General features: G+C 55.3%; 10 protein-coding genes. 5 read left to right on the top strand and 5 right to left on the bottom strand.

Annotation, left to right across the window (positions count from 1 at the left end; translation table 11 throughout):
- Positions 1-535 precede the first annotated feature (535 nt).
- From truA to ACTJIK_RS23850, 3 genes are all read right to left on the bottom strand, one after another.
- The gene (truA, locus tag ACTJIK_RS23860; protein WP_440650056.1) at positions 536-1,297 is read right to left on the bottom strand and encodes a tRNA pseudouridine(38-40) synthase TruA; all 762 of its coding nucleotides are present in this window, start codon (positions 1,295-1,297) and stop codon (positions 536-538) included.
- Positions 1,298-1,380: 83 nt separating this feature from the next.
- Positions 1,381-2,850 carry a DUF4476 domain-containing protein gene (locus ACTJIK_RS23855; protein WP_440650055.1) on the bottom strand — a complete coding sequence of 490 codons (1,470 nt, stop codon included), beginning with the start codon at positions 2,848-2,850 and terminating at the stop codon, positions 1,381-1,383.
- 35 nt (positions 2,851-2,885) lie between these two features.
- The gene (locus ACTJIK_RS23850; RefSeq protein ID WP_440650054.1) at positions 2,886-3,395 is read right to left on the bottom strand and encodes a biotin/lipoyl-containing protein; all 510 of its coding nucleotides are present in this window, start codon (positions 3,393-3,395) and stop codon (positions 2,886-2,888) included.
- Between the two features lie 132 nt (positions 3,396-3,527).
- Here ACTJIK_RS23850 and ACTJIK_RS23845 point away from each other — a divergent pair, with 132 nt between their 5' ends.
- The 5 genes from ACTJIK_RS23845 to ACTJIK_RS23825 all read left to right on the top strand — a co-directional run bounded on the left by ACTJIK_RS23845 (position 3,528) and on the right by ACTJIK_RS23825 (position 10,305).
- Positions 3,528-6,119, top strand: coding sequence for a M1 family aminopeptidase (locus ACTJIK_RS23845; protein WP_440650053.1), 2,592 nt, complete (start codon positions 3,528-3,530; stop codon positions 6,117-6,119).
- A 180-nt stretch (positions 6,120-6,299) separates the two neighbouring features.
- The gene (locus tag ACTJIK_RS23840) at positions 6,300-7,622 is read left to right on the top strand and encodes a gluconate:H+ symporter (protein WP_440650052.1); all 1,323 of its coding nucleotides are present in this window, start codon (positions 6,300-6,302) and stop codon (positions 7,620-7,622) included.
- Between the two features lie 42 nt (positions 7,623-7,664).
- Positions 7,665-8,129, top strand: coding sequence for a RidA family protein (locus tag ACTJIK_RS23835; RefSeq protein WP_440650058.1), 465 nt, complete (start codon positions 7,665-7,667; stop codon positions 8,127-8,129).
- Positions 8,130-8,132: 3 nt separating this feature from the next.
- Positions 8,133-9,206, top strand: coding sequence for a D-TA family PLP-dependent enzyme (locus ACTJIK_RS23830; RefSeq protein ID WP_440650051.1), 1,074 nt, complete (start codon positions 8,133-8,135; stop codon positions 9,204-9,206).
- A gap of 22 nt (positions 9,207-9,228) precedes the next feature.
- Entirely contained in the window at positions 9,229-10,305 is a 1,077-nt protein-coding gene (locus ACTJIK_RS23825) for a dipeptidase (RefSeq protein ID WP_440650050.1), read from the top strand.
- A 284-nt stretch (positions 10,306-10,589) separates the two neighbouring features.
- On the opposite strand, the gene ACTJIK_RS23820 is transcribed toward ACTJIK_RS23825, so the two are convergent.
- Both ACTJIK_RS23820 and ACTJIK_RS23815 read right to left on the bottom strand, forming a co-directional pair.
- Entirely contained in the window at positions 10,590-11,066 is a 477-nt protein-coding gene (locus ACTJIK_RS23820) for a CHRD domain-containing protein (RefSeq protein ID WP_440650049.1), read from the bottom strand.
- A 53-nt stretch (positions 11,067-11,119) separates the two neighbouring features.
- Complete coding sequence (locus ACTJIK_RS23815; protein WP_440650048.1) at positions 11,120-12,061, bottom strand: DUF1835 domain-containing protein; 942 nt, start codon at positions 12,059-12,061, stop codon at positions 11,120-11,122.
- Positions 12,062-12,141: the final 80 nt, after the last annotated feature.

Here is a 12,141-nt window from a genome sequence, read left to right as displayed (position 1 = left end):
TCGCAGTTGTTTCGCGTTAACCTTTTCGCAGATATCAAGGATCCGATCCTTCCGGCCCTAAGCCATATCTTTTACTATTTTTTAAGAACTGTTTCCTTTCGTTTCACTCAACCGTTTCGGAAGGGAGTGCAAAGGTAGAAGAGTTTTTATTTCCTTCCAAATTTTTCTGAAGAAAATTTCAATCTTTTTTCGAGATCATTTTCTCCGGAAACTCAAGCCTGTAAAGACTTTCGGAAATCAAAACCATGTAAAGAACTGATGTAGTTTACCGCGTTAGCGGGTCGCAAAGGTAGATGAAGAATTCTTCACAACCAAATTTTTCTTTCGGATTTTTATTCCTCCTCTCTGATATTGAAACCTCGGAAAACCACTGCTGGCGAAGATTGTATGCCGTGAGTGAAAAGAAAAACCATGCAAAGAACTACGTGTTTTCCGTGTTAGCGGGATGCAAAGGTAGAGACTTTTTCCCGGTACTTCCAAATGTTTTCAGCAATTATTTCCCACAAACAGCCGTAACGCCCGCCAGCACCGAATTCTATCTTCCAATATTTTCCCCCAGCACCCCCTCGGCATATATCACCCGCATCAGGCACAACCCATGCCCCGGCACCGCAAAATCTGCCTGCGTACAATCCTTACTCTCAATAGCAGCGCGGAATTCAGCCATCGTCAGCTTCCCGCGCCCCACCCGCAGCATCGTGCCCACCAGCCCCCGCACCATCCCGCGCAAAAAACGGTTCGCACTAACGCGGTAGACTAAACGACCTCCCTCCTCCTGCGCCCAGTAAGACTCCTTAATAGCACAATTGTACGTCTTCACCTGCGTGTTCCGCTTGCTGAACGTACTGAAATCGGTATACTCCATCACCGCCGCCGCCGCTTCCTGCAACAGCTCCATGCTGATCGTATAGGGATAATAATACCCGCGGTCGCGCATGAAAGGATCCTTGAACGGATACAAAGTATACTCGTAAGCCCGCCCCGTAGACGCAAAGCGGCTGTGCAAATCGTCTGCCACCGCGTAAACGCCCTTCAGCACCACATCCTGCGGCAATATCGCGTTCATCTTGTACATGAACTGCGGGTGCAATTCCTTCTCTATATCAAAATGCAGGAAGTTCTGCCGCGCATGCACGCCGGCGTCGGTGCGGCTGGAACCGGTCGTTTCCACCGTTTCCCGCATCAGCAGGCTGATAGCGCGGTCTATCTCAGACTGCACCGTCAGCGCATTTTCCTGCACCTGGAAGCCGCTGAAACGGCCGCCCATATATGCTACTTCAATGAAATACCTGGCCATGATGCGCGAAAGTAGGGATTTTTAAAACGACAAATGGTGAACAACAACGTCATTCACCATTCGCAACTATCGTTCTGAAACGGCTATTTCTTAAGCATGGCTTTGAAACGCCCTTTATAATAATCTTCTTTCAGCAGGTCTGCCAGGCCCGCGAAATTCTGCGAATCGTACGTTCTCGCATAAGCCGCATCCAGCAGCTGGTAACGGTTCTCTTCCGTGGCTATCAACTGCGTAAGCGCCCTCACCTGCTCCGTGCTCACGCACAGGCTGCGGGTGCTTCTGCGGAATGCGTCCACCATATCCTCATCGGTCTTCTTACCGTTCATGGTACGCAGCAGCTTGCGGAAATCGTCCACCTCCAGCACTTTCCGGCAATCGGAGTTCACCATATTGAGCTCGGGTTTCTTCTTCTCTTCCGTCACCTCTCCTTTATTGAATTCGGCATTGGCGATGCTGTCTTTGATCTCTCCCTCGCGGATAGCAGCCTCACGCTCGGCTTTCTTTTTCAGCCTTTTGGCCTCGCGGGCTTCTTTGGCGCTCATTTCGGCAGTTTCGCCTGCTGCCTCCGTCGCCACTTCACCGGCAACCTCGGCGGGAGCGGCGGCTGGCGTTGTAGCCGGGGCCGATCCAAAATCGATGAACTCGGGCTCGGGCTGGTCCCGTTTCTTTTTGGATTTCCGTTCCTTTTTCTCTTTCACGGGTTCTTCAACGGGCCGGGGTTCGCCGCCTTCGGGCTGCGCAGCGGCTGCTGCCGTGGTATCGGATACCTGCAGGGCCTCATCGGCAGCGGCCTTCTTTTCGTCTTCCAGCACATTGCTCAGCAGGGCCTGCTCTTCTTCGGTCAGCGGTTCGCGCTCTTTGCCGCGTTTCCTGTTCCTGGGCTTCTTCACCGCAGGGGCCTCTCCCTCTGTAACCGCGGCTGCCACGGGCACGGTCTCCGTTACCGGGGGCGGCGCAGGCTTGGGTTTGGGGATCTCCAGCGGCATATCCTCCGGCCGGTCGTCCGTTACCACTTTATCGAGCGCGGTGGCAAAACTGCTTTTCTTAGCGGGTTCGCTGCTTTTCGGCTCAGCCGTATCGGTTTTTTTCGCCAGCGCGGCTTCCACGTCGGCCTGCACGTTATTGATCAGCTCTTTCTGTTCTTCGGTGGAAGTTTCGCTCGTTACGCGGGTGATGGCCACATCTTCGGCCGGGGGAGGCGGGGCGCCGCCGCCGGATTTGAGCGTGGCAAAAGTTTGCAGGTCATACAACGTGTACTCCTTATCCCCGGTGCTTTTCAGCAGGTAACCATAGTCGCGGCTGCCGTTCAGCCTGATCACAAACTGCTGCTCGGGCGCTTCGCTTTTCGGGAAACCCACGGTTACCGGCACTTTGCCGGCCTGCAGCTTAGGCAGTATCACATACCCTTTGAGGGAAGAGCTCAGCAGCTTCCCGTCCACTTTCACATAAAAAGGCTGCTGCTTCTCATGTTGTATGTAAACAAAATACGATGGGTCCTGCGCGGAAAGGCCGCTGGCGGCCAGAAGGCAGCAGAACAGATATAACAGTTTCATTCTGAATCGGTGCATAACGTTACCTGTAACAAATATTATTCCAGCACAATCAATACCTCGCCTTTTTCAACGGCTGTGCGCTCGGAGACCTTTATTTCCTTAACCACGGCGTCGGCCGCGGCTTTGAATACATTTTCCATTTTCATGGCTTCCAGGATCAGCACCGGGTCGCCCTTTTGGATGGCCTGCCCCGGTGTTACCAGCACTTTCAGCACCATGCCGGGCATGGGCGCCCTGATCTCGTTGATCTTCCGGCTGGACGCTTCGCTGATGCCCATGGAAGCCAGCAGGCGGTCCATCGGTTCCTCCAGGGCCACGTCGTACAACGCCTGGTTGATCTGGAGGCTGACTGTCTTGGTGTCCCTGTCTATTTTCACCACCTGCGCCACGAAGCTCTTTCCGTCCATGAGAATGCTGAAACCGTCTGAGGGCAACGCTTCCGCGCTCCAGCTCACCTGCTTCCCGTTACATTCCACATTTCCGGCGCCCGGGCCGGCAGGGGTTATTTCGAATGGCTGGCCGCCATTCACTGTTGCTTTGATCATATTTTCTTATCTGGGCTGTCCTGTCCATACAAAAATAACAATTTTAACCGCTTGCCTCGTATTTGGGCCATTTGTTTAAATTTGACCCCTGCCCTCAGCAGGAGGGCCTATTTTTGAACAAAACGTCTTTTCATGCATTTACAGACCAGGAAATTACCCGGCCTTCTGCTGGCCAGCCTCGCGATCATGGGGCTCACCCTGCAGGCTAACGCCCAATCCGCCGCGCCGGAAAAGGAAGACCCGGAAATGAAAATCTATCGAGCCACTGCCACTAAGATCAACGACCTTATCCATACGAAACTGGATGTGCGTTTCGATTATGCGAAACGTTACCTCTACGGGAAAGCCTGGATCTCCCTCAAACCCCACTTCTACCCGACAGACAGCCTTACGCTCGACGCGAAGGGAATGGATGTGAAATCCGTGTCCCTGGTGCAGACCAGCGGCGCCTCCACCATCAAATTCCCCAGCGAAGCCATGCTCAAAGCCGCGCGCACCACGCCGCTGCAATTCGACTACGACGATCAGCAGATCCGCGTAAAGCTTAACAAGACCTATAAAAACAACGAGCCCTACACGGTTTACGTGGAATATACCGCCAAGCCCGACGAGGCGAAAGTGGAAGGCAGTGCCGCCATTACGGATGCAAAAGGCCTTTATTTCATCAACCCTGACGGTAAAGACCCGAAAAAGCCCATCCAGATATGGACGCAGGGCGAAACGGAATCTTCTTCCGTATGGTTCCCCACCATCGACAGAACCAACCAGAAAACCACCTCCGAGATCAGCATGACGGTGGAAAAGAAATACGTGACCCTCTCCAACGGTAAACTGGTGAGCCAGAAACCCAATGCAGACGGCACCCGCACAGATACCTGGCGCATGGACCTCCCGCATGCCCCCTACCTTTTTATGATGGCCGTGGGCGAGTTCTCCATCGTGAAAGACAGCTGGCGCGGGAAAGAAGTGAATTATTATGTTGAAAAAGCCTACGCGCCCCATGCCAAGGCCATTTTCGGCAATACGCCCGAAATGATGACCTTCTTTTCCAAGCTGCTGGGCTACGATTACCCCTGGGTGAAATACTCCCAGATCATCGTACGGGACTACGTTTCCGGCGCCATGGAAAACACCACGGCCACCATTCACGGCGATTTCCTCCAGAAAACAGACCGCGAGCTGCTGGACGACGACGACCGCCTCGGCGAATCCGTGATCGCGCATGAGCTGTTCCACCACTGGTTTGGCGACCTCGCCACGGCTGAATCCTGGAGCAACCTCACCATGAACGAATCTTTCGCGGACTACAGCGAATACCTCTGGTTCGAGCATAAATTCGGGAAAGACGCCGCGGATGAGCACGGCTATACCGCCATGAACAACTACATGGAATCCGCCGAATACCAGGGAGACCGCCACCTGGTGCGCTTTCACTATCACAACAAAGAAGATATGTTCGATGCCGTGAGCTACCAGAAAGGCGGCCGCATCCTGCATATGCTGCGCAACTACCTGGGCGACGAAGCCTTCTTCAAAGGCCTTAACCTCTACCTGCGCGAAAACGCCTTTAAAGCCACCGAAGCCCACCAGCTGCGCCTGGCCATGGAAGAAGTGACCGGCCAGGACCTGAACTGGTTCTTCAACCAATGGTATTTCGGCGAAGGTTATCCCTCCCTCGATATTTCCTATGATTACAACGAAGCGGGCAAAGCCAAAGTGACCGTCGAGCAGAAAGGGGACAAGGTGTTCGACCTGCCTTTCGCCATAGACGTGTACGCCGGCGGCAAAAAAGAACGCCACCAGGTGCGCCTCAGCGAGAAGAAAGCCACTTTCACTTTCCCCCTGGGCGGCAAGGCCGATTTTGTGAACGTGGACGCAGACAAGGTGCTGATCGCGAAAAAGACCGACCGCAGGGACCTGAGCACGTATATTTTCCAGTATAAGAATGCGCCCAATTACCTGGACCGCCGTGAGGCCATCGAAGCCTGCATCAAGCAGCAGACCAGCAACGCAGGCGCCCGCGAAACGCTGATCGCCGCGCTGAAAGACAAATACGAAGGCCTGCGCGTGCTCGCGATTTCGGGATTGAAGATCGAAAGCAGCGACATCCAGGCAGCCGCGCTGCCCGTTCTGAAAGAGCTGGCAACGAAAGACGCTTACTCCCCGGTTCGCGCCGCGGCGCTCAAACAGCTCGGCAAGCTGAAAGACGCGCAGTACATGCCGCTTTTCGAAGCTGCGCTGAAAGACCGTTCCTACATGGTGGAAGGCACCGCCCTGAACGCTATTGCCGAGCTGGATGTTAAAAAGGCCTACCAGCTGGCCAAGATCATGGAAAAAGACGCCAAAGGCCTGCTGAACAGTGGTATAGCAAACGTTTACGCGAAAAACGGCGATGTGAGCGATGTGCCTTTCTTCTCCGCCAAACTGCAGGAAAGCACCGGCCAGGAAAAGATCGGCGCTGCCATCATGTATCTCAATATCCTCGCGATGGTAGACGATACGCCGACCGTTACCAAGGGCATAGACGAGGTGGTGGACGTGGTGACCGGTTTCAACAACAACTGGGTGAACAACTACATCATGAACCTGCTGGGGCCCATTGCCAAAAAGAAACAGGAAAAAGCGGCCGCATCTTCCGGCGAACTGCGCAATGCGCTGAACAGCCAGGCGGATTACATCCTGAAGGCCGCCGCCAAAATAAAAGAAAGCAGCAAAGAGGAATAGTGGATGGCGCCGGCGCAGGGAACCCTCCCCGGCCGCCGTTGTGTCACTCACTTCAGCCTCACCGCTCTTTTCAGCTTTTTAAAAGCAGCTTCCATTCCCGGGAGCTGCTTTTTTTATGAATGATTACAGAGCTGGCGCATTATTTTTTATATTGGGTAGCATTAAATTCCACCGTCTGCTATGATCTCACCTTTGTTACTGGTCCTGTTTGCCATCCTGCTGCTGATCCTGCTCATTATGTGGGCAAAACTGGATACTTTCATTTCTTTCCTGGTCGTAAGCGTATTACTGGCCCTGGCCTGCAGGCTGGACGGGCCGCAGATAGGCAAGGCCATTTCCACCGGCATCGGCAGCACGCTGGGTTCGCTGGTGACCATCCTTGGTTTTGGCGCCATGCTGGGCAAGCTGGTGGCTGACAGTGGTGCTGCGCAGCAGATCACCACTTCCATGATGCGCCTTTTCGGCCCGCGGTACATCCAGTGGGGAATGGCGCTGGCAGGCCTGCTGGTGGGCATTCCCATGTTCTACACCGCCGGCTTCGTGATCGTGGTGCCGCTCATTTTCGCCACGGGCGTTTCCACCCGCCTGCCGCTGCTCTATCTCGGCATTCCCATGATATCCGCGCTTTCCACCGCCCACGGGTTTTTGCCGCCACATCCTTCGCCTACGGCGCTCTGCCAGCAGCTGGGCGCAGACCTGGGCAAAACGCTCGTGTACGGCCTTATTATTGCCGTGCCTACGATTGCGCTGGCCGGTCCCCTGTTCGGCAGCACGCTCAAAAAAATGCAGATCACGCCGGAACAGGGCCTGCTCGATATCCGTTTCCGCGAAGCGCACGAGCTGCCGGGCCTGGGTATCAGTCTGGCCACCGCCCTGCTCCCCCTCATCCTGCTCACCATCACCACCGCGCTGGATCCCGTGCTGACAGCCGGCAGCGCATTGCACCGGTTCGTTGCCGTTATTGGCGATCCGAATATCGCCATGCTGCTGTCTGTACTGGCAGCCGCTTATTTCCTGGGGCTGCGCCGCGGCCTGGGTATGAAACAGGTGATGAAGTCCATGGAAAACGCGTTCAAGGAAGTGGCGCCCATCATGCTCATTATCGCGGGCTCAGGGGTGTTCATGCAGGTGATCAAAGACGGCGGCATCAATACTTATATCGGGCAGTCGCTCAGCCATTTGCCGGTATCGCCGCTGGTGCTGGGCTGGATTATCGCGGCAACCATCAGGGTATGTGTAGGATCGGCCACGGTGGCGGGCCTTACCACCGTAGGCATACTTCTTCCGCTTATCCGGCAGGACGCTGTGCACCCGGAGCTGATGGTGCTCTCCATCGGCGCGGGCAGCCTTATGTTCTCGCATGTGAACGACGGGGGCTTCTGGCTGTTCAAGGAATATTTTAATCTCAGCCTCAAACAGACCTTCGCCACCTGGTCCGTAATGGAAACCATTGTGTCGCTCAGCGGGCTCGGAGGCGTGCTGGTAATGCAGCAATTTGTGTAGCGGCAAAATCAATTTATTGGATAACTTTAAACAAAATTCGTGATGAACGCAGCAGCCAATTTTGAATCGCTCGGACTTCAATTACCTCCCGCACCCGCACCCAAAGGGGTTTACAAGCCTTTACTGATCGTGGATAAACTGGTGTACGTATCCGGCCACGGCCCCGTGCTGCCAGACGGTACGCTGCTTCACGGCAAGGCAGGCCAGGATGTAAATGCGGACGGCGCAAAGCTCGCCGCGCAGCAGGTAGGGCTCACCATTCTCTCTACTTTGATCTCACAACTCGGCAGCCTCAACCGGATCAAAAGGGTCATCAAAATACTCGGTATGGTGAACGCCGTGCCGGATTTCGGCAAACATCCCTTTGTGATCAACGGCTGCAGCGAACTGTTCGTAAAAATATGGGGGCCGGATAATGGCGTGGGCGTAAGAAGCGCTGTGGGCATGGGTTCCCTGCCTGACGACATCACGGTGGAAATTGAAGCTGTTTTTGAACTGGAAGACTGACATATGCAACCTGACTATCGTAACAACATTGCGTCGCCCGCGCTCCTGGTATTTAAAGAGGAAGTCGGCCGCAACATCGACAAAATGATATCCATGGCGGGGAGCGCCGAAAGGCTCATCCCCCACGTGAAAACCCATAAAATGGAGCCCATCGTGCAAATGCAGCTGGCCAAAGGGATCACGCGGTTCAAATGCGCCACTTACGCGGAAGCCTTGATGCTGGCAGAAGCCGGCGCCAAAGACATCGTGATCGCTTACCAGCAGAATTCCCCCACCGCAGAAGCATACGCAGCCCTCACCCAGCGTTTCCCCGGCAGCTCGTTCGCCTCGCTGGTGGACAACCTCGCCTCGGCGCAGCTCCTCAACCGTATTTTCGCAGCCATCAACGCCAAAGCCGGCGTATACATCGATATAGACAACGGCATGCACCGCACCGGTATCGCCCCTGAAAAAGCGCTGGCGCTATATAAAGAGCTGCGGCAGCTGCCCAACGTTTTCTGCCGCGGCCTTCATGCTTACGACGGGCACATCCGCGAAACAGATTACGCCAAACGCACCGCCCAGTGCGACGAAGCGTTTGCCCCTGTTGCCGAACTGGCCGGACAGATGGAATTCCCGGAGATCATCGCCGGCGGCACGCCTACCTTCCAGATACATGCGCGCCGCGGCAATGTAATGCTCAGCCCCGGCACTTGTCTTTTGTGGGACGAAGGTTATGCCACCAGCTATCCCGAACAGGGTTATGCGCCCGCAGCGCTGCTGCTCACCCGCGTTCTGTCCAAACCCGCGGAAGGCCATATCACGCTCGATCTCGGGCATAAAGCAGTGTCTGCCGAAAACCCCGTCACCAAACGCGTGTTTTTCCATGAGCTGCCGGAATACGAAGTGATCTCCCAGAGCGAAGAGCACCTGGTGGTGAAAACGCCGCACGCGGATAAATTCAATATCGGCGATATGCTGATGGGTACTCCCTGGCATGTGTGCCCCACCGTAGCGCTGTACAACGAGGCGCAGGTAATAGAGAACGGCGCAAATACCGGCACATGGGCCATCGCAAGAGGCCGCAGGATCAATTAAAATCTCACAACCAAACAGACCTATGCAATCTTTCATTTTCGACGCGCACCTGGACCTGAGCATGAATGCCCTGGAGTGGAACCGCGATCTCACCAAATCCATACAGGCTATCCGCGACCGGGAGAAAGGCCTTTCAGATAAACCGGACCGCGGGCGCGGCACAGTGTCGCTGCCCGAAATGCGCAAAGGCCGCATCGGCTTGTGCGTGGCTACGCAGATAGCGAGGTATGTGGGGCTGGACAATCCTTTGCCCGGCTGGCATTCACAGGAGCAGGCCTGGGCGCAAACACAGGGCCAGCTTGCCTGGTACCAGGCCATGGAAGCGCGCGGTGAAATGAAACAGATCACCAGCGCGGATGGACTGAGCGCGCACCTCAAGCTCTGGGAAAATGCGGAAGACACCAGTTCCCTGCCCATCGGGTTTATACTCAGTCTTGAAGGAGCGGATTCGTTCTTTGAGCTGGCTTGCGTTGAAAAAGCCTATGCATCCGGCCTCCGCGCCATCGGGCCCGCTCACTACGGCCCGGGCGTATATGCCTTCGGAACGGATTCCAGCGGTGGGCTGGGCACCAAAGGCCGGGCGCTGCTCATGGAAATGGAACGCCTCGGCATCATCCTCGACGCCACGCACCTCTGCGACGAAAGTTTCTTTGAAGCCATGGACCATTTTTCAGGCGCGGTATGGGCCAGCCATCACAACAGCCGCGTACTGGTGCCGCACAACCGCCAGTTTTCCGACGAGCAGTTCTCCATCCTCATCCAGCGCGGCGCGGTGATAGGCACAGCCCTCGACGCATGGATGCTGACGCCCGGCTGGGTGCGCGGTGAAAGCACCCCTGAAAAAATGAACGTGAGCATGGAAAATGTCGTAAACCACATCGACCATATTTGCCAGCTGGCGGGCAATAGCCGCCACGCCGCCATCGGCTCCGATCTCGACGGGGCCTTCGGCACGGAACAATCGCCGTACGACCTCGGCACCATCGCGGGACTGCAAAAGATCCCGGAGATACTGCGCAAACGCGGTTATGCCGAAGAGGATATCGAAAACATCACCAGCAAAAACTGGATCCGTTTCCTGATGGATGCCTGGAAATAATTAAAATAAAAAGGGCCGCCGTAGCAGCAGCCCCTTTCGCCGGTCACAGAAAGCAGAATGATTGCAACCGGACCCTTGTATTGTTCACTCTATTCTTACCGGAACCCGATGGTTGCTGCATGCTGGCAGGACATTCGTTTTGGGCCAGCGGCAGCAGAGATCGTCATTGCGAGGAGCAGCGGGGATTTTATGCCGGCTCTGCTACTCCTCGCAATGACGTGCTTTTTAAACAGCTGCTCCGCATCCGCGAAACAGCTGTTTTCTTTTAGCCGTCCTTTATCTCACTAATAGGTAAGTTCTATCTGCCCGCGTATCTCGCCTCCCCCATGAGCCGCAGTATGAATGTTCACATACCATTTGCCCGCCAGCAGGTCTTCTTCTTTTTCAGTGGTGCCGTTGATGATGAACTTCGTCGTGAAGCTGCCGGCAGGAGTGGGCGTGAATAATGTCGCAAAGTTGTGGAGCACGCCTGTGTTGGCGCCCCTGGCAGCAGGGCCGTGGATATGCATGAGCGTTGCGTTGCCGGTAAGGCCCTGCCAGCGTACGGTAATGTTGAATTCCTTGCTGTCCGGGTTATAGGTTGCATCGAAGCTGCCCGTTGCGGTGGTAGCAACGGCGGGGTTCTCCTGCGCCCCGGTCATGGGAGCATTGGTTACTTTGTAAAGTTTTGTCTCTTTTTTGTCGTCGTCTTTACTGCAGGCTACTGCCAGCGTGGAGAACAGTCCCATCACGATCAATACCCAGACATGCAATTTTTTCATAGCGTTTGTTTAGAGAAGTATACGCGGGCGCATGCCTTGGGGTTGCCTTTGGGTTATGAATGAACCACCTTGCCCTCTTCATCGTCCCAGCGCCAGGGGGTTTGGTCCAGCGGTATGCCTCCGATCCAGATGTTTTTGCTGGAGACGAAGGAGAGGTAATTTTCTTCCCGGTTCAGTATTTCTTCTCCCAGCCCGGTGATGCTCAGCATTTCGCTTTCGCGCGTCACCACGCCGGCCTGTTGCAGGCGGTTGGTATAGATATCCAGCTGAAAGTCCCCGAAGCCGTAGATCTTCAGCTCATTCCAAAACTGGTAATAGAGGTCGCGTTCGCGCAGTTTCCCCAGCGCCAGCCTGTCCAGGAAAAAATGTTCCACCGCATTGAGGCCGTTGGTTGCGTTGGGAAGCCGTTGCAGGTGCGCCTGCAGGGCCTGGCCAAGATAGGGAAGCTGGTGGCCGGGGCGGCGGCTGAGCTCTTCCAGCGCCAGCGGGTCGTCCGCGCTGTAGGCCTCCCAGGCGGCGCGGGCCAGCTGCCAGTCTTCCTCCCTGATATAAGTACGGGCTTCGAAAAGCGGGGGCAGATGATGAGGTTGCAGCATACCGAGGCCGCGGAAATTGGGCACGTCCGGGTGCTGATCGAGCTGAACGATGCTGACGGGCGGCAGCTTTACGGACAGCTGGCTGAGGTAATACAAAACAAACACCAGGTTCACCTGGCAAAAGAGGTCGAATTCGAACCAGAGCACGATCTCGTCGTAGCCGGACGCGTTCTGCAGCAGTTCTTTATCCTGCTCCACCTCCGCGAGGTAGGCCGCACTGTCTATACCATAAGCCTGCTGGAGGAAAGCGGCGCGTTCTTCGAAGAAGCGGGACATATTGCGCGTGGCGGGCGTTCTGCCCTCACAGAGCATTTCGCGCCAGACGATCACGTCACCCCCGATGCCGCTGTTTTGAAAAATGGAACGCGTAGCGTCGCCATTAAGAATATGTAGGAACATGATAACAGATTTTCGATGCCTGGAAATGCTGCTGATAACCTTTTTACCAATCGCATTTTTGCATCAAAAATCCGTTATTG

The sequence above is a fragment of the Chitinophaga sp. 22620 genome, from assembly GCF_052044405.1.
Lineage (GTDB): Bacteria > Bacteroidota > Bacteroidia > Chitinophagales > Chitinophagaceae > Chitinophaga.
This window is presented reverse-complemented; position numbering and strand designations above follow the sequence as displayed.

Coding starts and splice junctions, on each gene's coding strand:
- truA (WP_440650056.1), bottom strand. CDS start 1,297: ATGGCCAGGTATTTCATTGAAGTAGCATATATGGGCGGCCGTTTCAGC.
- ACTJIK_RS23855 (WP_440650055.1), bottom strand. CDS start 2,850: ATGAAACTGTTATATCTGTTCTGCTGCCTTCTGGCCGCCAGCGGCCTT.
- ACTJIK_RS23850 (WP_440650054.1), bottom strand. CDS start 3,395: ATGATCAAAGCAACAGTGAATGGCGGCCAGCCATTCGAAATAACCCCT.
- ACTJIK_RS23845 (WP_440650053.1), top strand. CDS start 3,528: ATGCATTTACAGACCAGGAAATTACCCGGCCTTCTGCTGGCCAGCCTC.
- ACTJIK_RS23840 (WP_440650052.1), top strand. CDS start 6,300: ATGATCTCACCTTTGTTACTGGTCCTGTTTGCCATCCTGCTGCTGATC.
- ACTJIK_RS23835 (WP_440650058.1), top strand. CDS start 7,665: ATGAACGCAGCAGCCAATTTTGAATCGCTCGGACTTCAATTACCTCCC.
- ACTJIK_RS23830 (WP_440650051.1), top strand. CDS start 8,133: ATGCAACCTGACTATCGTAACAACATTGCGTCGCCCGCGCTCCTGGTA.
- ACTJIK_RS23825 (WP_440650050.1), top strand. CDS start 9,229: ATGCAATCTTTCATTTTCGACGCGCACCTGGACCTGAGCATGAATGCC.
- ACTJIK_RS23820 (WP_440650049.1), bottom strand. CDS start 11,066: ATGAAAAAATTGCATGTCTGGGTATTGATCGTGATGGGACTGTTCTCC.
- ACTJIK_RS23815 (WP_440650048.1), bottom strand. CDS start 12,061: ATGTTCCTACATATTCTTAATGGCGACGCTACGCGTTCCATTTTTCAA.